Consider the following 25,227-nt stretch of genomic DNA (forward strand, 5'->3'; position numbering starts at 1 on the left):
ATGCCATATAACACGCCTAAAAGAGTGCCGATGTGTTGTGGTGATTTTGTTGTCATATGATTAATGATTAATGATTACTTTTGCTCTTGACCAAAGAGTCCTTCTACTTGTCTCTGCTCGTCTTCAGTTAACGAACCGTAATCTCTTGGGTATGACCAACCATAACCCCAGCGAAATTGGGTGGGTAAATATGGCGAGCCACCCACTCTTACACCGGCTAACATTAATAAAGCAATTTGCGGTTGGCCCACATTGGTAACACAGGCACGTAATGCTTTATCTGATGCGAGGCGTTCATCAAATGTGCCGCCCTTCCAATAGTCATAATCATGTTTTTGGCAACACGCTAACCATAATTCGCTTTGTTCAAACGTGCCATCTGGAAATGCGCTGCAACCATCACTAGTAAAAGGCGTTAAAGTATTTGCTCGCGCAAAGTGGATCGGGAGCATCAAGACAAACACAGTAAATAACAATACACTTAAGCGATAATCCATTTCGCTTGGCATCCTGCAGGGGGAGAGAACTCAGTAATGATGCCATAGTGAAGTCGACATTGCATCGACGCCCTCGTAAAGGCTTTTAGCTAATACCTAACGTTTTACCAAACCAGCGCTGGTAAGGTTGATAAATATCGTAGGCCCAATTGAATACACCAGTATAAACGAAGAAAAACACCAATACGCCCCCTTCAAGTATTAAGGTATCAATAAGGTTTAAACTTAAATACCACGATACCATTGGAAGGGTTACCACTAACAAGCCCCCTTCGAAGCACATCGCATGGACAATACGAGTTGATAAATTACGCTTAACTCTGTCACTGCCTAATAACCTATCGAACCAAATATTATAAATATAGTTCCATGTGACAGCACATAACGATATGCCGATACTTACCACCAGCATATCAGTGGTGCTCTTCTCCATGAGCATGGCGCTCACAGGGACGATGATGGCTGCCGCCAATATCTCAAAAGACACCGCGTGGAATATTCTCTCTTTTGTTTGCATTATGCACTCAATTAATCGTGACGTTTGCATTATTCTCATCCAATATAAGGATACTTAACAGTTAGGTAGTATCTGGAAAAGCGATATGTATAGTATTGATCAGCTAGAGGCGTTGGTGGCGACAGCAAAAACAGGCTCGTTTTCAGCTGCGGCTCGTTCACTCAAAAAAGCCCAATCCGTAGTAAGCCAGCATGTCATCAATCTTGAGATAGATTGCAATGCGATATTGTTTGACCGTAGTGGGCGTTATCCGCAATTAACACTGGCAGGCGAAAAGCTTTTATCTCACGCGCAAGTGTTATTAGAGCAACACCAACGTTTACGCTATTGTGCACAGTACCTCGATAAGCCTTTTATTTCAGAGCTCACTATAGGCCTAGATGAAGGCATTCCGTTTCACAAACTCTCCAGTATCGTCAATCAGCTGGAAATCAATTTTCCCAATACCTCTTTGGCAATTTTTACTGCATCGAGCATCGATATTGTTGATATGATTGACACTGATAGAGCCGTAACTGGGATTATTTTTAGCGAACTGTCTATTCCATCGCACATTGATTATGAAACGATTGGTTCAGTTAAATTTGATATTTACGTTGCGAAAAAACACCCATTAGCCCAAAAAGAAACGACTAACTTAGCCAGCCTAAAGCTGCACAGGCAGTTACTGATGCGATCGCGTAACAACAAATCGAGTAACTTTCAACTCGCCTTGAGCCCCGACATTTGGTATGCAGACAATTATTACGTGCTACTTGAACTAACACTGCAGGGCAATGGTTGGTGTTTACTGCCCAATCATATCGCCAATGAATATGTAAAAAGTCGCCAATTGGTGTTATTACCCAGCGAATTTAAAGATATGGGTTGGCAAGCCAGTGTCGAAGTAATCCAACATCATCGTTACAGCTTAGAGCCGATGTTTAAGCAACTCAGACATTCTTTGCGACAATTACTGACGAATTCAGAATGATGATGAAACTCTTTTAAAAATGGTTATTTGAGTTCACAATAAACTCGTAGTAAATGATATTAAACGAGAATACTTAATATGCAACAACATCAAAAACCTCTGTTTATTTCGCACGGCTCTCCTATGATGGCTGTCGAAAATAGTAAAACATCACGTTTTTTACAACAATTAGGCCGACAATTGCCTACACCTAAAGCTATTGTGGTGTTTTCTGCCCATTTAGATGTCACTGACGATGTGGTGATTACCGCTGGAGCGCAACCACAAACCGTTCATGATTTCTATCGATTCCCTGATGAACTGTATCAAATTCACTACCCTGCACCGGGTGAACCCGCATTGGCTCAGCAAATTGCCAACATGTTTATCAACGCTGGCATCAAGGTCAATTTAGATCCAACACATGGCTGGGATCATGGTGTGTGGATCCCACTTAGATTGATGTACCCACAAGCAAATATTCCAATCGTACAAATATCAATTAACACCCGTGTTGGGGCTGCACAAAACTATCGATACGGACAGCTACTCGCATCATTAAAACACGATAATATTCTCATCTTAGGTTCGGGTGGAACAAGCCATAATTTAAGCGAGGTTTTTCGTCAGCCTAAAACACTAAATGGCGTTGATATGATGAATCAATTCACCAAATGGGTTGAAGAAAAGCTAGCAAATAATGATACCCAATCGTTATTAAACTACTTACAGCTCGCACCATTTGCTAAGTTTAATCATCCGACTCAGGAACATTTTTTACCGCTGATTGCTGTTTTAGGGGCGAGCGAAGCAAGTGTTGCTAAAAAAATACATCAAGACGTTGAGTATGAATTGTTAGCACTCGATGCTTATTCATTTAATTAAACACGATGTGTTAAGTAATAGGGATAGAGTAAAATATTTAAGCTCATGTATTAGTAGAATTAATCATAAATTTTGAATAAAAAACGCGCAGTTACATGCCGATAATTCAAACACAATGGACGTCGTTGGTAATTCATCATAAACTGCGTTTATGTTTATATTTCATTGTCGTTACATTTATAAGCACTCGCTAAGTATTTTTTTTGGTAAAATATTGATCTTCATTAAGTTATCACGCTTATATTGCAGCACTATATACGCTATATTATTAAAAATGTCGTACTATAGCAGTACTATAACTGTACTTTGACTCGCATCGCTCATACGTTGAAAATAGCCCCAAGGAACCGATTTATGCTGATTGAACATGACATTACTGACGTTTGTGTTGGAATGTATGTAGTCGAAATAACCGAACCCAAAGATACTTTTTCGCTCACTAAACCTGGTGTGCTTAAAAGCGAAAAGGTTATTGAAGCATTAAAACGTAAATCGGTTACCAAACTACTCATTGATACCAGTAAAGCTGAAGTTGATGTCGCAACAATTGAGCAAAATATCAGTTGGCCTAAGCCTCAAGCGCCCCGAAAAGTGACGCCTGTACGTACCGATGTGAAAGCAAATTTCTTTAATCAAGAAATAGTTAGAGCGCGCCAAGTGTTCAATGAATCAAAAGACATTCAGAAAAAGCTGTTTCATAATGCGCAGCACGGTCTTCCGTTAGACATGGATCCGGTACAGAAGATCACCTCAGAATCCACCGATTTAATTTTTAATAATCCCAATGCCCTATCATGTGTGATAAATATTCGTAATAAAGATGAATATTTATTAGAACACTCTGTGTCTGTCTCTGTTTTGATGACCATGTTTGCCGTCTATAAAAAAATCGACAAAGACATAGTTAATCAACTGGCTATCGGCGCATTTTTACATGATGTTGGGAAAATCATGATCCCCGATCGGATTTTAAACAAACCAGACAAACTGACCGATGAAGAGTTTCATATTATGAAAACTCATGCCAGTTACTCGATTGAAATTATGAAGAATACCCCAGGCATCAGCCAACTAAGTTTAGAAGTGGCAAGCTTACATCATGAAAAACTCAATGGATTGGGTTATCCATTTGGCGTACCAGCAGAAAAAATTACCCTTTATGGACGCATGATCAGCATATGCGATATTTTTGATGCGCTGACTTCGCACCGCTGTTACAAACAGGGTTATGCCCAAGTGAAATCGTTCAGTATTTTGCGCGCGTTAGCTGAAAAAAATGAATTGGATAAAGACTTAGTCGACCAGTTTATTCGTTGTATGGGAGTTTACCCTATCGGTTCAGTGGTTCAACTTGAGTCAAATAGACTCGCTATTGTTGAAGGTCATAACCCAAAAGACCCTATCCGACCATTAGTCAGACCTTTCTATCATTTAAAACCAGACCGCTTTGAAGTAGGAAACAAAATTGATTTAGCGACTGTCACTGATGACTTAATTGTTAAGTGTGTACGTGCTGATGATTTTAATCTGAACATGGAACAAATTATTGAGTATTTAGCGCACGAAGGCTAATCCACTTCCGCTTTTTAATTGATTGTTTTATGTACTAAGCTAAGGCGAATATTAAGCGTGTTGCGCCTTTGGCGGACTTTTCACATCTGGGTGTTTCAATTTGATTAAATGTGGTCTATTACGGTTAAACTCCTTAATATCAAAAACTTAATCAATAGCTGTTATTTGGATTTAGACATAATTTTAAGTCCAAATAAATACCGCGTAACGTTAAACGGCCGTATCAACCAATAACATAGCAATGCACACACTATAAAAGCACTCAATAATAAACTTACCGATTTAATTGTGATTGAAGCTTGCCACTGCACAATATAAAACGCCAACATCACAATCACAGTTTGATGCAAAATATAAAACGGGTAGATCAATTCGTTGGTTTGATGCAGCCATGTTGGCGTATTTTTAATATGAGCAATCGCAAAACCTGCCATGGTTAATAACCCAGACCAAGACACTAGCGTACAAACTAACCACCATAATTGCCATCGTGTGGTAAGTGACAAATACGGGCTTAAATCAGGTGAGTAATAGTAGCCATAAAACAGGATTGAACTCACGAACAAACTGGCTAAATAAGTGTATCGATGTTCAGCTAACGCGCGCCAAATAAGCTCGCTTTTGACAAAGCACATGCCTGCAAAGAAGAAAAACAAATAAAACACACTCAATGACAGGTTTTCGATATGGTGACTGTCTGATGGCGCAACATATTTGAGCGCACCACGTAATACGGTTAACACTAAAACTAAACTGATCAACCCAAAACGATGACGGCTTATTCGTTCAAGCCATTGTTGTAACTTAATACCGGTCTGGCGTGTTAACAAATACCTAAGTGGCACCGCAAGCAGCATAAAGATAACTAAAAATTCAATAAACCATAAATGATTACTATCAAACGACAACATCAACTCACCATACGCCGATGCTAAAGAGCTATATTCAGTAATGTTCTCATAATAATGTTGTGGCGGCACAATCAATATCATTCCCACCAGCAAAGGGATAAAAAGCCGATGAAACTTACTCGAGAGAAATTGGCGCACGGGCATTTTTTGCAGTAACAAAAAACTGGCTGCACCCGCGATAAAAAACAATGTTTGCAGTCTGAGTTGTTCAAAATACACCATGATATCGTCAAGCACTTTGCTCGATTCATTATTCATCACATGCCAGTCGTCACCATTAAATGGCATCAATACATGGTGTAAAAAAACTGCAAAAATCAGTACCACCCGCAACCAATCAAGTTCTGAATAACGCCTGTTTTGTGGTAAAACCTCATCCATAGTCAATGCCTTCCTCTGGCCTGTTAGTATAAAATGTTGAGTATCTAGCTGGCTTAAGTGCAATGTTCCATCTTACTTAAACTTCATCACTTAAGCTGCACTTCTTAAACTCTATCATTCAAGCTCTATTAATTAAGCCATACTTTTGGCAATTTTAGCTTTGTTGTATAATACCAACGCGACAAAAGCATCTACAGTAGCACGATCATTAGCACGCTTTACATGTAGCTGAGTGGGTATAGCTTTATGTGCATCAGTGAAAGGTAAAAAATGACAACCTTGACTGTATAATTTACGAATACAATAAGGCGCAATAGCAACACCTAGACCAGCAGCCACCTCAGTTAACAAGGTCTGCATATGTTTAGGTTGGCTAATAATATTGGCCGAAAATCCTGCTTGTTTACACAGCATAATGGTATCGTCAAACAAACCTACTGCTTCGTCACGGTTAAAGATGATCAACTTTTGCTGTTGTAATTGACCCAATTCTATTTGGCTATATTCAGCCAGGGGATGGTGTTGTCCCACAACGGCCACCAACTTGTCGATGTAAATATTACTACTGTTAAATTCATCAATAATCCCGCTGGGTAATGGCCGCGAAAACCCAACATCTATGCGGTTATCTTTAAATGCTTCAATTTGTTCTGTCGCGGTCATTTCAAATAACGTGACATGAACATCAGGATATTGCTGCGAATAGCTGCGAACTAAATCTGCCATAAAAGTCAAACATGCTGAACTTAAATGAGCGATATTAAGCTCGCCTATCTGCCCCTGCTGTGCTCGTTTTACCTGACTTTTAGCGTTGTCTGCCAATGCAATAATCTGTTTCGCATCGTGCAACAATTGCTCTCCCGCGTTAGTGATTTTCACCTGGCGCGAATTGCGGATAAACAGCATAACTCCTAGCTCTTCTTCCAACATGGCAATATGACGGCTAATCGCCGGCTGTACCGTATTGAGATCACGCGCCGCGCCAGAAAAGCTGTGGTGTGACGCTACGCTAATAAAGCTTTTCAATGTTTTTATATCCACAATCACCTCAAATACGCTTTTGCTATAGATTCAATAAAATAATAACATTTTTATTATAGACGCTAACACTTTACTCTTTAGCCTAGTTATATTTACAAAGTCCCAATCACAGAGTCGTCTGCCAAAGGCTAGCTAAATTAGTTGCTATCGAGGGAATATATGAACAGTTTACAACAGCAAACCGACGCTAAAATGAATGAGGGACGACAAAAGAACCCTGATTTCATGAAAGTCGTTGACGATATTATTGAACAAGCAAAAGCATTTCAACAAGGTGATAGTGCAATTAATCTTGGCCAAAAAACGCCCAACTTTTCGTTACCTCATTCGGATGGGAAATTAATATCCCTGGTAGATTTACTGCACCAAGGCCCTGTTGTAGTGACATTTTATCGTGGCAGCTGGTGCCCGTACTGCAACTTACAGCTGCGTGCTTTACAAGCAAGGTTAGCCGATATTCATACCCTTGGAGCTCAATTGGTTGCCATCAGTCCGCAAGTGCCGGATGGCTCTATGACAAAAGATGAAATGCAAGACCTAGAGTTCTTGGTATTGTCAGATCAAGATGCAAAAGTTGCATCACAATATGGGGTTGCATGGCAAGTGCCTGAATTTCTCGCTGAACATATGCGCGTTGATCGCAAGCTCGACCTTGAAGCCATCAATAATGGCAATGGCAGTGTGTTACCGATCCCCGCGACATTCATTATCGGTCAAGACGGCGTTGTCACCTGGCGTTATGTCGACGTAGATTACCGAACTCGTTCAGAGCCAGAAGACATCATACAAGCATTAAAGCTGCTGGCTTAATGTTCAATGCTGATATCAATGACTGAGTGGTTGAACAATCACTCTTTCGCTCTCTTCTCTTAAATCATGGTTCTTCAGCAAATCACAGGTAAAACAATGACTCGTTTATCTAAACTTGGCAGCTTTTCGCTGCTGTGTATTGCCAGCCTCACCATTATGGTTGGCGCCCTTGTTGCTCCGGGATTACTAAGCATATCGAATGCATTGGGCATCAATGAATATGCGGTATGGCTGGTGACTTTTCCGGCATTAGGTGCAGTATTATTTGCCCCAATAGCGGGTAAATCAATTGATAAGTTTGGTGCTTATCGGGCGCTCATCGTCGGTTTAATACTCTATGGGGCCTTGGGCTTTGCGGTGTATTGGTTGAATGGCCCTTGGTTTGTATTGTCTAATCGTATTTTATTAGGCGGTATTACTGCGGTCGTTATGGCGAGCAGTACCGTACTTATTTCGCAATGGTACACCGGTAATGAGCGGCTCAGCATGATAGCTAAACAAGGTATGGCTATTGAATTAGGTGGGGTATTGTTTCTGTTTTTAGGCGGTACATTAGCCAGTATTAATTGGGCTTATCCGCTGAGTTTATACTTAGTTGCTTGGTTATTTTTACTGATGCTGTTGTTATTTGTGCCGCGTAAACATCCATCCATCACGGTTGAGGCTGAATGTGATAACAACCAGACTCAACAAGGGCTATCACTTCATCAGGTTTATCTTTTTGCCACTATGGCAATGGTGATCTTTTTTACCGCTATTGTCGTGCTCCCAAAGAGCATGGTTCAACAAGGCTATAACGAAGCTCAAGTGGGTAATTTACTAGCATTTATCTCATTGGTTGCAGTGGTTGCTGCGTACTTTATGCCAAAAGTTGCCAAACACATGAGCGCTACGTATTTGTTAGCTGTCGCATTTGTAGCATATGCCCTCGCGCATGTTGGTTTTGCAAACGCAAACGGTATGCCGATATTACTCATTGGAGCTGTCTTTGCGGGTATTGGTTTTGGTTTCAGTATTCCGTTACTTAACCATATGACGGTAGAAAAATGTGCAGCCAACGTTAGAGGCAAAAATTTATCCTATTTTACGATGGCCGTATTTGGCGGTCAGTTTATCACTTCGTTTGTTGAATTTATTCCCGGTGGCACCACGGTGAGCTTTTCTACCGCCATGCTATTAGCCAGTATTATGGCTGTGATATTGGTCGCCATGCAGTTCAGCGACAATAAAATTTTCAGCAAACCCGCTACCGAAAAAAAGAGTTAATCCGCTCAATGATTGGCGGCCGCTATATTGACTATATTGCCAGCATAGCGGCTGAATCAATCTTAAATCAGTGCCTTTATTCTCGCTAGTTGCGACTGAAACAATAAGCTATGTTGATGTGTTACTACCCTACTTTCAAGATCGCCTTGTTCGATGAGTCGACATGCTTCATCCGCCTCAAAGTGATAGCCCAATGATGCTCTGCTATCAATAAAGCTATCGACCAACTCATCTAGATGATACAAACTGCATTCAGACGCTCTGAATGCATCAGGAATAACAATGTAACCTTTATCGCCAATAAGATAAGCGTTATTACTTAATCGGCACTGAAACGACGAAGCTAAACTCACTGCGATATCACCACTTTTACCAATAATAATCACATCATCTTCAACACCGGTTTCACATACATGCGCTTGAACATACAGATTATCGATGTCAGCTTTAATAAAATAATCTGCAATCGCCAATGGGTAAATACCCATATCCAATAAACATCCACCCGCTAATTGCGGATTATATTCACGCCCATCAGGCGTAAATAGGATCGGATAGCCAAAATCGACTTTGACGTGTTTAAGCTGACCAATACGGCCTTCATCTAACCATTTTTTTGCTTGTTTGATTGCTGGCAAAAAATAAGTCCATAATGCTTCCATTAACAGCAAGCCTTTGTCTTTGGCTAACGTAACCAGAATATTGCATTCTTCAACCGACACTGTCATCGGCTTTTCGCACAACACGTGTTTACCTGCCATTAAAGCATCATAAGCTTGCTGAAAATGAAAATTATGTGGCGTGGCGACATACACAATATCAACGTCTGGATCATCAAATAATGCTTGGTAGCCTTGATAGGCCTTTTCGGCGCCGTATTGCTTCGCAAAAGCATCGGCATCCGTTTGTTGCCGCGCGGCAACGGCATATAAATGACTGTTAGTCGAAAAGACTAAATCTTGACAAAATAAAGCCGCTATTCTGCCAGTACTCACTATGCCCCAGTTTATTCTAGTCATTCATTTTCCTTAATATTATGTCTAAGCCAAAGGCTATTAATCTATTCACAATACCTCCAAGACTAATGAATTAATAGTAAGAGCTAAATATCATCATTTTTTTGTCGCAGTAGCCATTACGCTTTTCCTGTTTGTGCTACTTTATTGTATCGATATGCAAAATTAACTCGCGAGTGCCAATGAATACGTTAACCCTTGAATATATCAAAAGTATATTGCCTCCAAGGCCGGATAACAGCCATAAAATGACTTTTGGCCATGTATTGAATATTGCTGGTTCATTGCATTATCGGGGAGCGGCTTATTTGTCGAGTTTATCCGCATTACGAGTTGGTGCGGGTTACGTCACCTTAGCCAGTAGTCCATCGGTATGTGACAGTGTGAGTGCATTAACGCCAAATGTTGTTACCTTGCCACTACTCACTCATGTAACACAAAGGCATGATGATGCAGGGCAAGCAACAGACTTATTATCAACAAAGATGCAGCCATCGAATACTCAGTCGAGTGACCTACAAGCTATTGACGTACAGGCCATTGATAAAAGGGCTGTGTTACAACTTCGCGATAAACTCAACCAAGCCAGTGTCATTTCCATGGGCAGTGGATTAAGTATTGGCCACAGTACTGACCAACTCATTATTAGCCCTAACATTAGCCCTAACATTAGCCCTAACATTAGTCCTCTCGCTAACCCTCCACTCAGTAACAAACATCTTAGCAACAGCCATTCACAGGGTTTATCTGTTCCTGATGGCAATAATGGATTTTTTTACGCCCTATTAACTGAGATACAAGCTAATCCTAATCCGGTCATCTTTGACGCAGACGCACTTAACTTTATTAGTCACTTACTTCATCCTAGCGGCCCATCGAAAACATCTATCAACTTGCCCAAAAACAGCATTATCACACCACACCCAAAGGAGTTATCTAGGTTACTCAATGTTGATGTCAGCGAAATTCAAGCCAAACGGGTGCACTATACTCAAGTGAATTCAAACTGCAGGTTTTAATTTCTGAAAGTTATCATTAATTGTATCACCGAGTGTATCGGCAATATCGGGGAGGGTGATGCTAAAAAAGTCAGTGATTTTTCGTCGGAATTCTTTTGTCGTTGCGAAGTATTGCCCATTCCTCGCATGTTTATTCATTACCTTCCACAATCGTTCTATTGGGTTTAAATTTGGACTATAAGGCGGCAGGTAATGCAATGTTATATTCAGATTTTTAGCCTCTTTAACTACTAAGGCATTTCGATGGTATCCAGCGCCATCAAGCACCAAATGGATAACACCACTTGTTGAGTAACGCGCTCTAATTTGGTTTAAAAAATCGATGATGGATGCACCGTTAACCGTTTTGCTATATTGCTCAATGACCGCTTCTGTTAAGTGACCAAGTCGGATTGCACCAACCACGTTAATACGGGTTCGGCTTCCCGTCGTTTCTATCGGTTTATCAACGCCTTTTTTTATCCAGCCTGCGGTGATTTTTGTGGCTTGGGTCGGATGAACCGCATCCATAAATAATAACGGTTCATCAGGGGTTAACGAGGATTTTAGTTGCTCATAATATTCAATGAAAGCCGTTTGTTTGTCTTCATCAAATTTGTGAGGAACCCCTTTAGGGTTTTTATAGCTGAACTGATGTTTATGCAGCCATTTATTGAGGCCTGACACTGTGTACTTAATCTGAAATTGTTCTGAGATATAAGCGACTATTTGATGGCTATGCAAGTAGGTCACCTCACACAGGTGTGCAATCAATAGTTCAGTTTGCTCTTGACTCAGATAACTTAAGGAGCCGCCACTATTACACGTGAGTTTTTGGTCGTGAGCATAGGCATCAATGTATCGAACTACGGTCGTTTCGTGAATACGTAACGCTTGGGCAATCATTGGCGTTGGCCAATTTTCATCGCGTAGTAAAATGGCTTTAATGCGATCACACTCACGCCTATCACTCGAGCTTTTATGTCGAGTTTCCAATGCTACTTTTTGTTCTGGCGAGAGTGTAATTTGTTTCATGGGGCTATGATGATCCCATTTGGGACAAAATCAAGCATTTTCAATGATCACGGGTATATGCCAGTATTGCCGCTAAGCAATTAAACACTGTGGTGGTACTTAAAGGCAAACACAGTGTGATTAGTGATGGCGAGCGAGTATTTATCAACCCAACAGGTAACAGCGCGCTAGCCAAAGCCGGAACCGGCGATGTGTTAACAGGTATGATTTCAGGGTTTTGCGCTCAAGGCGTTAGCCCAATAAATGCAGCGTGTTTGGGTGTCTATTTACACGGTTTGGCAGGCGACATTGCTGCAGAGGACTTAAGCCAATATGGCATGTTAGCCAGTGACCTACTTAACTATATTCCTAACGCTATTTTAAAAGTATTAGCCGTTTAACCGATGCTAAATCAGCGCGTGATGGTGACCAATACCGAGATGGCTTACCAAAGGCTAGATCGTAATAATCTAGCTATAAATGTTTATTCATACTCTGTTTTCAAACACAAAAGTAAATGACCTCTTCATTGATAAGTAGTGGTTATATGTCAAATTGTCTTTATACACACCAGTCTTATCTTTAAAAAACCCGGAAACATGGTATGTGTGCTCCGGGTTACCATTAGTTACTGCAGGTTGAGACTATTTAGCCGCGTTACGTGCTTCAGTCAGCCAACCGTTCCATTTATCCTGATTTTTGGTAATCCACTCATCCACGTGGCCTTGAATATCCTGGGTACTCTTTTCGCCTTCGTTCATACGAGTGTTTTGTTCGTTGATATCGCCAAGCGGCAAGGTAAATACCTCAAAAAATTTCCTTGCTGCGGGATTCTGCTTGGTGAATTTTTTGTTGGCGACTATCTGGATGTCAGAAACAACAAAACCAAGTTTTACTGGGTCAGAAACCGCGCCTTCAATGTCACTCAACGTCATTCGTTCAACACCAGAACGTTGAGCTTCGGATGGCTTAATTTCAGGCACGTTTATCCAGACAACGTCCTTGCCTGGTTTCAGTTTGAAAATGGTCCAGTTTGGTGCCCAGGTATAGAAAAATATTGGTCCACCATTTTTATAACCCGCCATCGCTGACGCCATTCCTGCTGCATATGAAGCGGTCACCGGATTAATAGCATCTTTGAGATCGTATACATCCATATGGTGGCTGATGACTTTTTCACATCCCCAGCCTGGTGGGCAGGCGGTCAGATCGGCCTTGCCATCGCCATTGGTATCAAAGGCTTTTTTCACTTCAGGGCGTTTAAAATCTTCAAGGGAGGTAATATTATATTTATCGGCCTCTTTCTTAGACACCAAATAGCCCTGCAGACCCCCAGCCTTAACCACAAAACCAACTTTCTCACCTTTGTCATAAAATCCTTTCGGCATCTGGCTGTCATGATTTGGAAACCAGCCATTGGTCCAATAATCAACATCACCGAGAGTCACGGTTTTGTAAAAGATCGGATTCGACAGATCTTTAGGTTTTTCTACATCATACCCCAGTGTTTCAAGACCTCGTCGTACAAGCGCTTCCTGAAAAAATCCCGTGTCCCACGTGGCCCGCGCAGGTTTAACGGTTACGCCTTCACCTGGCTGGTGATTATCGGCAAAAGCTGCAGACCCTGTCATGGTTATTGCAGCTAAAGCGACACCCATTATTACTTTCTTAATTATCATTTTCGTTCCTTATTTTTTGTTGCCATAGATTGGGTCATTATCTTTAAATAATTACCAATAATAGACCTGTACCTTTGGACTTAAATAAGCACATTCATTTTTTTTATGAATTATATTTTAAATAATATGTTGAATTTGAAATGTATTTTGAAAAATATGATAAGAACTTAGGCTTGTTACTTTGAAAAACATCATTGCCTCTTTAGGGGCTAATTCACTATCAGCTTAGTCCTCTTTTTTGAAAGCGCTGGCATACGTTTTACTAAACACTTGGGGGGGTTGTATAAAAATAACCCGTAAGCACGGTATGTGTGCTCCGGGTTACCAATAAGCTAGTGCAGGTTGAGACTATTTAGCAGCATTACGTGCTTCAGTCAGCCAACCGTTCCATTGATCTTGGTTTTTGGCAATCCACGCATCAACGTGGCGTTGAATGTCCTGTTCACTCTTTTCGCCATCGTTCATCCGAGTATTCTGTTCGTTGACGTCGGCAAGCTGCAGGGTAAATACTTCAAAAAATTTCCTAGCTGCTGGATTTTGCTTGGTGAATTTTTTGTTGGCGACGACCTGGATGTCAGAAGCAACAAAACCAAGTTTTACCGGGTCAGAAACTGCGCCTTCAAGTCCCTTTATCGTCATTCGTTCAACTGCAGAACTTTGCGCTTTGGTCGGATTGATTTCAGGCACGTTGATCCACACAACGTCCTTGCCTGGCTTTAGTTTAAAAATGGTCCAATTTGGTGCCCAAGTATAGAAGAAGATTGGTCCACCATTTTTATAACCCGCCATCGCCGATGCCATTCCTGCTGCATATGCCGCTTTCACTGGATTGATAGCATCTTTGAGACCATATACGTCCATATGATGGGTGATTATTTTTTCACATCCCCAGCCTGGAGGGCAGGCAGTCAGATCGGCCTTGCCATCACCATTGGTATCAAAGGCTTTCTTCACCTCAGGGCGTTTAAAATCTTCAAGGGAGGTAATATTATATTTATCGGCCTCTTTTTTAGACACTAAATAGCCACCCAGTCCACCGGCTTTCATGACATAACCAATCTTTTCAGCTTTTTTATCAAAATTTTTCGGTAGTTGATCGTTATGCATTGGAAACCAACCATTGGTCCAATAATCAATATCACCGAGAGTGACCGTTTTGTAAAAGATTGGATTCACCAGCGTTTTGGGCTTTTCCACATCATACCCAAGAGTCTCAAGACCTCGTCGTACAAGCGCTTCCTGAAAAAAACCGGTGTCCCATGTCGCTCGAGCTGGTTTAACGGTTATGCCTTCTCCTGGCTTGAGAGTATCAGCAAGAGCTGCAGACCCCGTCATTGTGATTGCAGCTAAAGCTGCGCCCAGTATTACTTTTTTAAGTATCATTTTACGTCCTTATTTTTTGGGGTTGCCAATGATTGGGTGATTCTATCTAGAATGATTGCTAATAAAACAATCGCAAGACCGCCAACCGTGGCCAAACCAATATCAAGTGTATTTAAGCCCAGAACGACAGGTGCCCCGAGGCCTCCTGCGCCAATCATTGCGGCGATAACCACCATGGAGAGCGACATCATGATGGTCTGATTAAGACCAGCCATGATGGTCGGAAGAGCAAGTGGTATCTGAACTTTAAGTAAAACCTGCGAGCTTGTTGCCCCAAAGGCGAGCGCAGCCTCGACTAACTCTGGGTGTACCTGCCTGATACCGAGACTGGTTAATCTAACCAACGGTGGCAGGGCAAAAATGATGGTTGCAAGAACACCCGCAGTGTTGCCAATAGAAAAAAGCATCACTATAGGTACCAAATAGACAAAGGCTGGCGTTGTCTGCATCGCATCCAAAATGGGTCGTAGAATGTTATTAACACGATCACTGCGTCCAGCCCATATACCAAATGGCACGCCAACAACGGTGCAGAACACAACAGATGAAAATACCATGGCGAGGGTTATCATGGTTTCAGACCAGAAACCAAGCAGACCAATGAGAATCAACGATGCAAGCGTAAAACCAGCAAGTTTGAAACCTGACACCCTCCAAGCAATGACGCCAAACAGTGCAATAACAAGCAGAGGTGAAGTTGCCAGAAGTCCATCTGACACACTCGATAAAATGAAATCTACGGGCCATTTTATCATCTGGAAAAACCATCGATACCCTTCTACCAACCAGTCAACAAGGCTTGTGATCCATGCATCTAAGGGAATAACTCTTTCATTAAAACTGAACATGATATAACACTCCTGAAGCTAGTATTCTAAGATGCTGACTGCTCAAAATAAGTCCCCTTCTCTGCACGGTTTAAGGTACGAAGAAACAGATTTTTAGAAACAACTCCGCGATATCTATTTTCTGAGTTTACAACTGGAATAGGCCAAGAATGAGATGCTACCAAAGATAAAATGTCTTGAAGACTATCGGTTTCCTGAACAGATTTAGCTTCTGCAAGAAAGGCATGCTCAAGTTTGCTGGTACCATTTCCTTGGTCAATAGCGTCGCGCAGGGAATCTGAAGAGACAACACCTAAAAACCGGTGTTCTGAATCTAATACATAGGCAAATTCGCGATCTTTCATACTCAACATTTCTAATGTGGCTCGTGGGCTACCTGCTTTAGTATGCCAAACGACCGTTGGCTGGCTATCGCGGGCAATGTCCCCTGCGGAGATAACACCGGTTGGATCAACACCGCGGAAAAAAGCGCGTACATAATCGTCAGCGGGATTTTGCAAAATCTCTTCTGGCGTCCCGACTTGGATAACTCGGCCGCCCTGCATAATGGCAATTCGGTCACCAATACGTAATGCTTCGTCTAAATCATGGGAGATAAAAATGATGGTGCGCTCATGACGATCTTGCAGTTTAAGCAGTTCATCTTGCATCTCTGTCTTAATAAGAGGATCAAGCGCCGAAAATGCCTCATCCATGAGCAAGATATCAGGATCAACCGCTAAGCCTCGCGCCAATCCCACTCGCTGCTGCATACCACCACTTAACTCTTTGGGATATGCATTCTCCAAGCCTTCGAGTCCGACTTGTTTTAAAGCATCTAGAGCTCGCTCTTCACGTTGTTTCTTATCCATACCATCAAGCTCGAGTCCAAATGCAGCATTTTCTAACACTGTTTGGTGAGGCATAAGAGCGAAAGACTGAAAGACCATACTGGTTTTACTTCTGCGAAACTTTACCAGCTCATCCTTATTCATTTTGAGGATATTTTGACCATCAACTAACACCTCTCCAGACGTTGGTTCAATAAGCCTGTTTAGCATTCTTACTAGAGTTGATTTTCCTGAGCCGGACAGACCCATCACGACAAAAATTTCACCTTTGTTCACAGTAAAGCTTGCACCTTGAACTGCAACAGTTAGTCCTGTCTGTTCGTAAATTTCTTCTTTACTTTTCCCTTGTTCAAGTAATTTTACCCCCTTGCGAGGTTCAGAACCAAAAACCTTATAGAGATTTTTTATTACTATTTTTTCCATAATATTTTCCATGACGCTCTTTTACGCCGTTCTGCTTTTTTGTACTAACGCTACATAAAAAGCACGTGAATAAATTTTGCGCTGTTAAATATTTACCACACACTTTCGCGATATATTTTATACAGTAGTCCTTAAACGCTAATCATGTCAATGTTAGTGTTTTCAGAAATAGACATAAATCATTGAATTTAATTGTAAAAATAAAACCCAAATTACCCTTATATTTGTTAGGGGTAATTTATTGATTTAGTTGTCTACATCATCCTCGTTAACTAAGCACTATGTGGTTAATCATTTAGGCTTATCGTTAATTGGCTAGTTAGTAAATTTATAGGCTTCAGAAACTGAATTAATTTGCTGTTTTTTAATTCACATGAATCAAGTGTTTTTTTTATGCAGTGATGACTTATCTTTTCATGGCTAGATTATGAATATTTATCGTACGACTACACTACCACTTTGACTCACTAACGTTATTGTTGGCTTATACTTTTGTTAAGAAGTATTACATGAGTTTTTCTGGTTTCTCTTGTCACATTAATTACGTTGATGCTCCTCGCCAAGCAAGTCACATCACCCGCCCTCTGTTTGATGGGTTATTTATGAGTGTTACCCCTGTCATCGCGGGTTGTAAGCGATGACAGCAAATTACAACCTTCGCCTATAGCCATTTAGAATGATTACAAAAACAGGATGATTATAGAGTCGGGATCGGATCACATTTAACATGATAGTGAAAATTCTATAACCGCAAATAATGATATTTGGTAATGCTGATAATAGCGATATTCGCCATGTGCCTAGCTTACTTGCGGTGATCCTAACGATGACGATGTTTATGTTTGTATCAGCGGCAATTATTCGTGAGAAAGCACTAGATAATACGGCGTTTTTAATTGTAACTCCGATGTCGCTATTGGATATTTTTAGCACCGCTACGCGCTGGTTTAGATTCGTTATTATTGGTATCTTTCTCGTCTATCTGTGCCTGTTTACCATTGAGTTTGTTCATTAGTACCATTGCAAAAAACCAATTTCAAACGCTGTAATTATCCATTATTATATTGATGTCATCGATTTGATTATCTGAATTTGTGTTCCTTTATTAAACGATGTCCATATGCGGCAAAATCGGTAGAAGAAGTACTGCCTACAGCCCATTTATGCCCAGAGGCATTGTACTTAAATGAGCAAAAGTGATGTCATTAGGCCACAATCAACAGTCATTATTCGGCTTTATGTATTTTAGCTGTATTGGTTTTTTAGCGGCAAAGAACGTTAATAAACCTTTATAAACAGCTTAAATAACGATAGTTAGGTAGCATTAATTAAATGACTGTCCTAAATCGCGGTACTTACATAATCAGGCTGCCGCTTAATCGCAACTGCCAATGAGAAGTGTAACGAGCCTTAACATCCAATAGTCAGCGATATGTCATTATATTTTAAACCGACTTAGTTGCTGTTTTAGCATATGGACTTCATGATCTAATCGGTCTCTTTCATCGAGTAATTGTAAAATTAAACCAATGCCACCCCAGTCGAGTGCCAGATCACGTTGAATGCGCGTGGCTTTTTTAACTTGATGTAAATTCTCGACACTAAATTGCCATGTTTCTATCACCTCGCCCTGCAATGGAATCGCAATACTGTGCTCCACAAGTTCAAGTAGTAAGGCTGAGCTGATATCACTGCACTCACACAGTTCATCACTACTCAACCAACAATCTTGTTCGCTTATATTAATCTGCAGCATCGTTATTTACTCCAACTGGCACGTGGGTCGAACTTATTTTTCTCTGCTAATTCAGTCCACAATTGTGTGCTTGTTTCGTCTGGTGATGTCGGGACGACTATTTTGAGTACAGCAAATAAGTCCCCATGTACTTTTTTACTGAGTAAGCCTTTTCCTTTTATACGTAATCGCTGTCCTGACTGACTATTAGCAGGGATAGTGAGCTGAATATTACCGGTTAACGTGGGCAGTTTAAGCTTGGTACCCAGCACTGCTTCCCATGGCGCTATTGGCACAACAATGCTCAAATCTCGGCCATCAACATCAAACATGGGATGAGGCACAAACCGAATTTGTAAATACAGATCGCCATTGTCGGCCTTGGTCGCTCCCGGACCGCCCTGTCCTTTCAAGCGAATACGTTCGCCATTAACAACGCCAGCAGGAATTTTAACTTTTAACGATTTAGGTTGTTCAACGATACGACCGCTAGGTTCTCGTTGTTGTAAGGTAAACTCGACTGGCTTAAGAGTATCGACCAATGTTTCTTCGAGAAACATCGGAAACTCAATTTCAATATCTTGGCCTTTTGGGGGCTGGGTTTGGCGTTGCCTATGTTGGCCACCTTGTTCAAAACCACCGTGGCTTGAACCAAAAATTGAACTAAAAAAGTCTGAAAATTCTTGGTCGGTTTGAGGATCGCTTTGCTGTTGTCCCCAATTTTGACTGGCGCCATTCGCTCCACCTTGATTGGCATAGCTATTTTGGGTTCTATTAAGATGATGATGACGTAACTCGTCATATTCGGCTCGCTTTTTAGTGTTATGCAACACCTCATAGGCTTCACCAATTTCTTTGAATTTTTCTTCTGCATCTGGATGTTTACTCACATCGGGATGATACTGCACGGCGAGTTTTTTATAAGCGACCTTTACCGCTTTATCATTCGCTTTAGGGTCTATGCCTAATACAGTGTAATAGTCTTTAAAATTCATTTTATCCCCTCACAAAAAGCAAGTTTGCAACGGATCGTTAGACAACTTTGAACCCATCTACACTAATGAGTTTAGGCCCACAGACGAACAACACGCTTGATCTTGATCAACTCTATTACAGTATAGCGAGTTTAGTTAATGCGCATTGCATGATTAATAAAACATCATCCGCTTAAATAACACTACATCAGCATAACCCTATGAAATTGATTTATATCCTAAACACTATGCCTTAACTTCATTCACAAAAGTGTCAAGCTTAGTTAACAATATAAAGCTAACTCAATGACACCATAGCAGTACTATCATCCATTTTTGAACACGATGACACTTTACACAACGGCATGAAAGCATGGTGTAATCTGCATAACTTTGATCTGTAAAATCTTCAGCGAAAATGGATAACACGCCCATCATCTCGGGCTATTTATGTTGATAAATATCAATAAATTGACTTAGATTGTGCTGCTATTACTGCTTATTACTACTTAGTACTGCTTAGTATTGCTTAGTATTGCACTTAAATTAACTGGCACCTCGAGTGCTGCGCTTGCTATCGAGTTGCATTACGTTCTCCAACATTATATCGATGTTCACATAACAAGAGACACTGCTTCATGAACAGCCTTTATCCTCAGAGAAAATTTTTATTTTTAACTTCTATGGTGTTAATTACGCACTAATAAGTGCGGATAGATTAACCACTTAGGCTGGAATTTATAAAATTGCCTTATTGAAATCGAACAGTAAATATCATCATTGATGACAATATTCAGCAATGTCACTTGTTTCACCAAATTAACTCAATATCTAACCACACAGAAATGCTTTGGGTACAATATCAGAACAGCAGTGCTACTATGGCTAATAACATAAGTAGATTATCGTTCGTTTTGGCTAGGCCACCATCATTACTGCTTAACACGTAAAGGTAACTAATGGCCTCAGCAACCGCTATATATTCGAACACAATAGCAATTTTCACTCGTATAATAGCTAAATAGATATTAACAATTCTCCAGTCATCACCAACTAGCAGGTCTATTCATGACAGCCGAAGTACTCGAAATTCAGAGCTTTATTGCTCAGTACGCCCCATTTGATCAGCTTCCAGAACAAGTGTTAATTGACGTTGCTAAAAGTGTTGAGATTTCTTATTACCGCACAGATAGCATGATTGTTAACTTTAATGACAACGTTAAAGAGCTATATATGATCCGCAGCGGAGTCGTAGAGTTATATCGCCGTAAAGGTGAACTTTATAATCGTTTAGACCAGGGGCAGTTATTTGGACAAATGGGCTTGTTAACCAATAATAAAGTGCGCTTCCCAGCCAAAGCGGTAAAAGATACGCTGGTATACTGTATTCCTGAGTCGGTATTCAATGATTTGTGCGAGAATTATGATGATTTTGCTGATTTTGTTGAAGCTGAGGATTCCACCCGTTTAAAACAAGCGGTAAAAGGAAAAACCGATGATGCTAATGCACTGACCACTTCCAAAGTAAAAACCTTAGTCACCAGAGAGCCTGTGGTTCTGTCCTGTAATAGCAGCATACAAGCTGTGGCCAAAATCATGGCCGAAGAGAATATATCTGCGGTATTAATTAATGACCCAGATATAGATGATCAACAAGATAGCAGTTTCGTTGGTATTATTACCGAACATGATCTCTGCGCTAAGGTCATCGCAGCCGGGGTAAGTGTTGATAATCCTATTTCACAAGTCATGTCGACCGATTTAATTTCGCTGGATCACAACGCGTATATTTTTGAAGCGATGTTGCTTATGCTGCGCAACAATATTGATCATCTGCCCATTCTAAAAAATAAGAAACCGATTGGTCTGATTGAAGTTGCGGATATCATTCGCTACGAATCGCAAAATAGTTTGTTATTTGTAAGCAGTATCTTCCAGCAAAAAAGTAGCGAAGATTTAGTGCTGCTTTCTGCGGAGTTAAAAAACTGTTTTGTACGCATGGTTAACGAAGACGCTAATTCACACATGGTCGGACGGGCAATGTCTGAAATCGGTCGTAACTTTAAACAGCGTTTATTAGAACTTGCAGAAGAAAAGTTCGGCCCGCCACCTGTTCCATATTGCTTCTTAGCTCTGGGTTCGATGGCTCGAGATGAACAGCTAATGGTGACCGATCAGGATAATGCTATTATCCTGGATAATAGCTATAACGTTGCGTTGCATGGAGCATATTTTGAAAAGTTAGCAGATTTTGTTTGTGATGGTTTAGCTGCCTGCGGGTACAGTTACTGCACCGGTGATATTATGGCAAGTAACCCTGAATACCGTAAAACACGCGAACAATGGGAAGAATGTTTCGGTGACTGGATAGAAAACCCCAACCCTCAAGCCTTATTAAACTGCTCTATTTTCTTTGATCTTACGGGGGTTTATGGTCGCATAAAATGGGCCGAACAACTCAATGCCTTTATCTTAAGTAAAGCCAAGAAAAACAACCGCTTTTTAGCCTGTTTAGCACACAATGCCCTCAACCGAAAACCACCTCTGGGATTCTTTAAAGATTTTGTGATGGAAAAAGATGGTCGTCATAATAACTCTATCAATTTAAAACGTCGTGGTACTGCGCCATTGGCCGATTTGATCCGAGTGCATGCCCTTGCCATCGGCTCACAATCACAAAACTCATTTGAACGTTTAGAAGACATTATCGATTCGGGTATTCTGCCCACATCCAAGGGCGAAGATTTACAACATGCCATGGAGCTTATTTCTTTGGTTCGTTTGCGTCATCAGTCAACAGACATAGAGTCTGGGATTGAGCCTGATAATAATATTGAACCCGAAAGTATGTCTGATTTTGAAAGACGCAACCTTAAAGATGCTTTTTTAGTGTTAAGCAATGCGCAAAACTTTTTAAAATATCGCTACAGTTCTAACAAACTTTAAAGGTTAACTCATGACTAATTTCAGCGACCAGGAGATTTTAAACTGGCAAGCCTTTCTAGAATTAAAAGCCAATAACAGTAAAGATAAACGCCTGCATGATTTTTATCATGCAGGTACTTATCACAATGAAACACCATTAAGTGATATTGAGTTTGTCGCATTGGATTTTGAAACTACCGGTTTAGATTCACAGCAAAACAGCATCATTAGTATTGGGCTAGTACCATTTAATTTACAGCGAATTTTTTGTAGTAAAGCAAAAAAATGGTATCTCAACCCTATAGATAAATTACAAGAAAACTCAATTATTATTCACGGTATTACCCACTCAGATTTACAAGGTGCGCCAGATTTGTTGTTGATTTTGGAGCAGCTTTTAAATGAATTGGCAGGAAAAGTTGTGGTGGTGCATTATCGGCATATTGAGCGTGATTTTCTTGACCACACTTTACGCATGTTGATTAATGAAGGTATTGTGTTTCCGGTTATCGATACCATGCAGATTGAGGCTAATGTGCAACGGGCGAAGTCACAAGGGTTGCTTAATTTATTTAAAAGAAAGCGCACAGAATCAATTCGGCTTGCTAATAGCCGTGAACGTTATCACTTACCTGCTTATGCACCCCATGATGCGTTAACCGATGCAATTGCCACCGCAGAGTTACTGCAGGCTCAAATTAAATATCATTTTAGTCCAGACACTGCGATTGACAAATTATGGTTATAATGTGCTTTGATTGAACAAAAATTATGCTTAAAAAAAAAGCCGATGAATCAATCATCGGCTTTTTTGTAGCAAATAAAAACTAGTTTTTATTATGTTTTTCAGTGCGCATGCCCATCAACAAACTGACACACATTACCAATAAAATAATGGTAAAGGGTAAGGCCGTCGAAATGGCACCTGCTTGTAATGCCTCAATCGCCTGAGTGCCACCAACCCAGAGTAATACCGCTGCGATAGCACCCTCGATTGTAGCCCAAAAAATACGTTGTGGGATCGGCGCATCAATTTTACCACCGGCAGTAATACTGTCTATCACCAACGACCCAGAATCGGAAGAGGTAATAAAGAAAACCAGTACCAGTAGCACAGCTATCATTGATAAAATATTGCCTAATGGTAGTGCATCAAACATCTGGAACATAGCAAGCGGAACGTCCGTTAGTCCTTCACTGCCTAATATGCCGACTTCATTGACAACTTGGTCAATAGCGACACCACCAAATACTGACATCCATAAGATAGTCACTGATGTTGGTATAATTAATACTGCGGTAAGAAATTCACGTACCGTACGGCCACGAGAAATACGAGCAATAAACATACCCACAAATGGAGACCATGAAATCCACCATGCCCAATAAAACACGGTCCAGCCGTGCATCCAAGCTTCATCTTCACGACCAATTGGATTACTCAAGGGAATGATATTCTTAACATAACCCATTACTGTGGTAGGAATAGTGCCCATAGAAACAGCAGCGGTCACAAGCGCAACAAAGACAACTAAAACAACAGCAAGTAACATATTGACGTTACTGATTACTTTAACACCACCTTCAAGCCCGCGTACCACAGAGACAATAGCCAGCATGGTCACTACAACAATAATAGTGATTTGCAAGGATAGGTCACCTTCAATACCAAACACGTGCTGGAAACCACCCGCAGCTTGTTGAGCACCTAAACCGAGTGATGTTGCCAAACCAAATAATGTGGCGATTACAGCTAAAACATCAATCACATGTCCGGGCCAACCCCAGGTACGGTCGCCTAATATAGGATAAAAAGCAGAACGTATGGAAAGCGGTAAGCCTTTGTTGTACGCAAAGAAAGATAACGATAAGGCGACTACGCCATAAACCGCCCAAGGGTGTAATCCCCAATGGAACATAGTTGCACCCAGTGCAAGCTCTGCTGCTGCCGGGGTATTGGCGACCACATTCAGTGGTGTTTCATACCAGCCGGTGTAATACGCTAACGGTTCTGCAACGCCCCAAAACATCAAACCAATACCCATACCTGCAGCAAAAAGCATCGCTATCCAGGAAAGTCTTGAATGATCGGCTTTTGCGCCGTCACCACCTAGGCGAATTTTACCGTAAGGTGACACAATTAATGCCAGACAGAAGATCACAAATAGATTCATAGACCACATAAAGAGGCCGTCAAATGCACTTATTATCTGCCATTTCATACCATCTAAAAATTCTTTTGATGTTGCCGGGTCGATAATTAAAATGGCAATTAAAAAAATAGCGATTAAGCCTGCACTCGTTCCAAATACAGGGTTATGTATATCAAAACCCCATTTTTGAATGTTATCTTGCCCGACAGTATAATCGGAGTTATCTATACTGTATTTGTCCTTATTTATCTTCATAAAACCTCAATTAGAGCCGCCTTGCCCTATTAAATTGATACTCGATTGCATCTTCAGGCAAGGATTTTAACAAAATCGGCTCGTGATTTCAGGCTTATTTCAAAATCAGGTTAATTTAAAAATAAAAAACATATAAATAATCATATATTTATATATCACATT

At 40.8% G+C, this 25,227-nt stretch carries 23 protein-coding genes; 10 read left to right on the forward strand and 13 right to left on the reverse strand.

Translation table 11 applies throughout. The features are described 5' to 3' along the window. Positions 1-74: 74 nt before the first annotated feature. Positions 75-452, reverse strand: coding sequence for a hypothetical protein (locus HNW13_RS08025; protein ID WP_192115155.1), 378 nt, complete (start codon positions 450-452; stop codon positions 75-77). A gap of 130 nt (positions 453-582) precedes the next feature. Then, on the reverse strand, positions 583-1,014 hold the full coding sequence (locus tag HNW13_RS08030; protein ID WP_192114814.1) for a PACE efflux transporter: 432 nt from the start codon (positions 1,012-1,014) through the stop codon (positions 583-585). 85 nt (positions 1,015-1,099) lie between these two features. Between HNW13_RS08030 and HNW13_RS08035 the strand changes: the two genes are divergently transcribed. From HNW13_RS08035 to HNW13_RS08045, 3 genes are all read left to right on the forward strand, one after another. Then, complete coding sequence (locus HNW13_RS08035) at positions 1,100-1,987, forward strand: LysR family transcriptional regulator (RefSeq protein WP_192114813.1); 888 nt, start codon at positions 1,100-1,102, stop codon at positions 1,985-1,987. A 78-nt stretch (positions 1,988-2,065) separates the two neighbouring features. Then, the gene (locus HNW13_RS08040; RefSeq protein WP_192114812.1) at positions 2,066-2,851 is read left to right on the forward strand and encodes a class III extradiol ring-cleavage dioxygenase; all 786 of its coding nucleotides are present in this window, start codon (positions 2,066-2,068) and stop codon (positions 2,849-2,851) included. A 354-nt stretch (positions 2,852-3,205) separates the two neighbouring features. Further along, positions 3,206-4,423 (forward strand): HD-GYP domain-containing protein, encoded by a 1,218-nt coding sequence (locus HNW13_RS08045; RefSeq protein WP_101088445.1) that lies wholly within the window; start codon positions 3,206-3,208, stop codon positions 4,421-4,423. Between the two features lie 161 nt (positions 4,424-4,584). On the opposite strand, the gene HNW13_RS08050 is transcribed toward HNW13_RS08045, so the two are convergent. After that, positions 4,585-5,715 (reverse strand): acyltransferase family protein, encoded by a 1,131-nt coding sequence (locus HNW13_RS08050; RefSeq protein WP_192114811.1) that lies wholly within the window; start codon positions 5,713-5,715, stop codon positions 4,585-4,587. Positions 5,716-5,847: 132 nt separating this feature from the next. Continuing rightward, complete coding sequence (locus tag HNW13_RS08055) at positions 5,848-6,756, reverse strand: LysR family transcriptional regulator (RefSeq protein WP_192114810.1); 909 nt, start codon at positions 6,754-6,756, stop codon at positions 5,848-5,850. 159 nt (positions 6,757-6,915) lie between these two features. On the opposite strand from HNW13_RS08055, the gene HNW13_RS08060 reads away from it, so the two are divergent. Beyond that, positions 6,916-7,566 carry a peroxiredoxin-like family protein gene (locus HNW13_RS08060; protein ID WP_192114809.1) on the forward strand — a complete coding sequence of 217 codons (651 nt, stop codon included), beginning with the start codon at positions 6,916-6,918 and terminating at the stop codon, positions 7,564-7,566. 96 nt (positions 7,567-7,662) lie between these two features. Beyond that, the gene (locus HNW13_RS08065) at positions 7,663-8,832 is read left to right on the forward strand and encodes an MFS transporter (RefSeq protein ID WP_192114808.1); all 1,170 of its coding nucleotides are present in this window, start codon (positions 7,663-7,665) and stop codon (positions 8,830-8,832) included. Positions 8,833-8,894: 62 nt separating this feature from the next. Here HNW13_RS08065 and HNW13_RS08070 read toward each other — a convergent pair whose 3' ends face one another. Beyond that, positions 8,895-9,851: a Gfo/Idh/MocA family oxidoreductase gene (locus tag HNW13_RS08070; RefSeq protein WP_192114807.1), complete on the reverse strand. Its 957-nt coding sequence runs from the start codon at positions 9,849-9,851 to the stop codon at positions 8,895-8,897. A gap of 179 nt (positions 9,852-10,030) precedes the next feature. Here HNW13_RS08070 and HNW13_RS08075 point away from each other — a divergent pair, with 179 nt between their 5' ends. After that, positions 10,031-10,867 (forward strand): ADP/ATP-dependent (S)-NAD(P)H-hydrate dehydratase, encoded by an 837-nt coding sequence (locus HNW13_RS08075; protein ID WP_192114806.1) that lies wholly within the window; start codon positions 10,031-10,033, stop codon positions 10,865-10,867. Here the strand turns inward: HNW13_RS08075 and HNW13_RS08080 are convergent. Continuing rightward, the gene (locus HNW13_RS08080) at positions 10,850-11,881 is read right to left on the reverse strand and encodes an IS630 family transposase (protein WP_124013279.1); all 1,032 of its coding nucleotides are present in this window, start codon (positions 11,879-11,881) and stop codon (positions 10,850-10,852) included. The two genes, HNW13_RS08075 and HNW13_RS08080, sit on opposite strands and share 18 nt — an antisense overlap. 65 nt (positions 11,882-11,946) lie before the next feature. On the opposite strand from HNW13_RS08080, the gene HNW13_RS08085 reads away from it, so the two are divergent. Beyond that, positions 11,947-12,261 carry an ADP/ATP-dependent (S)-NAD(P)H-hydrate dehydratase gene (locus HNW13_RS08085; RefSeq protein WP_347813080.1) on the forward strand — a complete coding sequence of 105 codons (315 nt, stop codon included), beginning with the start codon at positions 11,947-11,949 and terminating at the stop codon, positions 12,259-12,261. A gap of 243 nt (positions 12,262-12,504) precedes the next feature. Here HNW13_RS08085 and proX (HNW13_RS08090) read toward each other — a convergent pair whose 3' ends face one another. The 4 genes from proX (HNW13_RS08090) to proV all read right to left on the reverse strand — a co-directional run bounded on the left by proX (HNW13_RS08090) (position 12,505) and on the right by proV (position 17,023). Further along, positions 12,505-13,539, reverse strand: a complete 1,035-nt coding sequence (gene proX / locus HNW13_RS08090; RefSeq protein WP_192114805.1) for a glycine betaine/L-proline ABC transporter substrate-binding protein ProX — start codon at positions 13,537-13,539, stop codon at positions 12,505-12,507. 348 nt (positions 13,540-13,887) lie between these two features. Continuing rightward, positions 13,888-14,922: a glycine betaine/L-proline ABC transporter substrate-binding protein ProX gene (gene proX, locus HNW13_RS08095; protein WP_162022988.1), complete on the reverse strand. Its 1,035-nt coding sequence runs from the start codon at positions 14,920-14,922 to the stop codon at positions 13,888-13,890. Beyond that, the gene (locus HNW13_RS08100; RefSeq protein WP_192114804.1) at positions 14,919-15,770 is read right to left on the reverse strand and encodes a proline/glycine betaine ABC transporter permease; all 852 of its coding nucleotides are present in this window, start codon (positions 15,768-15,770) and stop codon (positions 14,919-14,921) included. The genes proX (HNW13_RS08095) and HNW13_RS08100 overlap by 4 nt, the downstream gene beginning before the upstream one ends. 26 nt (positions 15,771-15,796) lie before the next feature. Next, positions 15,797-17,023 carry a glycine betaine/L-proline ABC transporter ATP-binding protein ProV gene (gene proV, locus HNW13_RS08105; RefSeq protein ID WP_192114803.1) on the reverse strand — a complete coding sequence of 409 codons (1,227 nt, stop codon included), beginning with the start codon at positions 17,021-17,023 and terminating at the stop codon, positions 15,797-15,799. A 757-nt stretch (positions 17,024-17,780) separates the two neighbouring features. Here proV and HNW13_RS08110 point away from each other — a divergent pair. Next, positions 17,781-18,038 carry a hypothetical protein gene (locus HNW13_RS08110; protein WP_192114802.1) on the forward strand — a complete coding sequence of 86 codons (258 nt, stop codon included), beginning with the start codon at positions 17,781-17,783 and terminating at the stop codon, positions 18,036-18,038. Positions 18,039-18,461: 423 nt separating this feature from the next. Here the strand turns inward: HNW13_RS08110 and HNW13_RS08115 are convergent, their stop codons facing one another. Further along, positions 18,462-18,779: a chaperone modulator CbpM gene (locus tag HNW13_RS08115; protein WP_101088456.1), complete on the reverse strand. Its 318-nt coding sequence runs from the start codon at positions 18,777-18,779 to the stop codon at positions 18,462-18,464. 2 nt (positions 18,780-18,781) lie between these two features. Continuing rightward, complete coding sequence (locus HNW13_RS08120) at positions 18,782-19,753, reverse strand: DnaJ C-terminal domain-containing protein (protein ID WP_192114801.1); 972 nt, start codon at positions 19,751-19,753, stop codon at positions 18,782-18,784. A 1,047-nt stretch (positions 19,754-20,800) separates the two neighbouring features. On the opposite strand from HNW13_RS08120, the gene HNW13_RS08125 reads away from it, so the two are divergent. Together HNW13_RS08125 and HNW13_RS08130 are read left to right on the forward strand one after the other, a co-directional pair. Continuing rightward, on the forward strand, positions 20,801-22,678 hold the full coding sequence (locus HNW13_RS08125) for a DUF294 nucleotidyltransferase-like domain-containing protein (RefSeq protein ID WP_101088458.1): 1,878 nt from the start codon (positions 20,801-20,803) through the stop codon (positions 22,676-22,678). 10 nt (positions 22,679-22,688) lie between these two features. Then, positions 22,689-23,405, forward strand: coding sequence for a 3'-5' exonuclease (locus HNW13_RS08130; RefSeq protein WP_101088459.1), 717 nt, complete (start codon positions 22,689-22,691; stop codon positions 23,403-23,405). A gap of 79 nt (positions 23,406-23,484) precedes the next feature. Here HNW13_RS08130 and HNW13_RS08135 read toward each other — a convergent pair whose 3' ends face one another. Continuing rightward, the gene (locus tag HNW13_RS08135; protein ID WP_182744383.1) at positions 23,485-25,065 is read right to left on the reverse strand and encodes a BCCT family transporter; all 1,581 of its coding nucleotides are present in this window, start codon (positions 25,063-25,065) and stop codon (positions 23,485-23,487) included. Between the last annotated feature and the right edge of the window lie 162 nt (positions 25,066-25,227).

This window comes from Shewanella sp. BF02_Schw (assembly GCF_014596695.2).
Classification (GTDB): Bacteria; Pseudomonadota; Gammaproteobacteria; order Enterobacterales; family Shewanellaceae; genus Shewanella.

Coding starts and splice junctions, on each gene's coding strand:
- HNW13_RS08050 (WP_192114811.1), bottom strand. CDS start 5,715: ATGGATGAGGTTTTACCACAAAACAGGCGTTATTCAGAACTTGATTGG.
- HNW13_RS08110 (WP_192114802.1), top strand. CDS start 17,781: ATGATATTTGGTAATGCTGATAATAGCGATATTCGCCATGTGCCTAGC.
- HNW13_RS08130 (WP_101088459.1), top strand. CDS start 22,689: ATGACTAATTTCAGCGACCAGGAGATTTTAAACTGGCAAGCCTTTCTA.
- HNW13_RS08120 (WP_192114801.1), bottom strand. CDS start 19,753: ATGAATTTTAAAGACTATTACACTGTATTAGGCATAGACCCTAAAGCG.
- proX (WP_162022988.1), bottom strand. CDS start 14,922: ATGATACTTAAAAAAGTAATACTGGGCGCAGCTTTAGCTGCAATCACA.
- HNW13_RS08100 (WP_192114804.1), bottom strand. CDS start 15,770: ATGTTCAGTTTTAATGAAAGAGTTATTCCCTTAGATGCATGGATCACA.
- proV (WP_192114803.1), bottom strand. CDS start 17,023: ATGGAAAAAATAGTAATAAAAAATCTCTATAAGGTTTTTGGTTCTGAA.
- HNW13_RS08035 (WP_192114813.1), top strand. CDS start 1,100: ATGTATAGTATTGATCAGCTAGAGGCGTTGGTGGCGACAGCAAAAACA.
- HNW13_RS08080 (WP_124013279.1), bottom strand. CDS start 11,881: ATGAAACAAATTACACTCTCGCCAGAACAAAAAGTAGCATTGGAAACT.
- HNW13_RS08045 (WP_101088445.1), top strand. CDS start 3,206: ATGCTGATTGAACATGACATTACTGACGTTTGTGTTGGAATGTATGTA.
- HNW13_RS08135 (WP_182744383.1), bottom strand. CDS start 25,065: ATGAAGATAAATAAGGACAAATACAGTATAGATAACTCCGATTATACT.
- HNW13_RS08125 (WP_101088458.1), top strand. CDS start 20,801: ATGACAGCCGAAGTACTCGAAATTCAGAGCTTTATTGCTCAGTACGCC.
- HNW13_RS08115 (WP_101088456.1), bottom strand. CDS start 18,779: ATGCTGCAGATTAATATAAGCGAACAAGATTGTTGGTTGAGTAGTGAT.
- HNW13_RS08075 (WP_192114806.1), top strand. CDS start 10,031: ATGAATACGTTAACCCTTGAATATATCAAAAGTATATTGCCTCCAAGG.
- HNW13_RS08025 (WP_192115155.1), bottom strand. CDS start 452: ATGCTCCCGATCCACTTTGCGCGAGCAAATACTTTAACGCCTTTTACT.
- HNW13_RS08065 (WP_192114808.1), top strand. CDS start 7,663: ATGACTCGTTTATCTAAACTTGGCAGCTTTTCGCTGCTGTGTATTGCC.
- proX (WP_192114805.1), bottom strand. CDS start 13,539: ATGATAATTAAGAAAGTAATAATGGGTGTCGCTTTAGCTGCAATAACC.
- HNW13_RS08060 (WP_192114809.1), top strand. CDS start 6,916: ATGAACAGTTTACAACAGCAAACCGACGCTAAAATGAATGAGGGACGA.
- HNW13_RS08030 (WP_192114814.1), bottom strand. CDS start 1,014: ATGCAAACAAAAGAGAGAATATTCCACGCGGTGTCTTTTGAGATATTG.
- HNW13_RS08040 (WP_192114812.1), top strand. CDS start 2,066: ATGCAACAACATCAAAAACCTCTGTTTATTTCGCACGGCTCTCCTATG.
- HNW13_RS08070 (WP_192114807.1), bottom strand. CDS start 9,851: ATGACTAGAATAAACTGGGGCATAGTGAGTACTGGCAGAATAGCGGCT.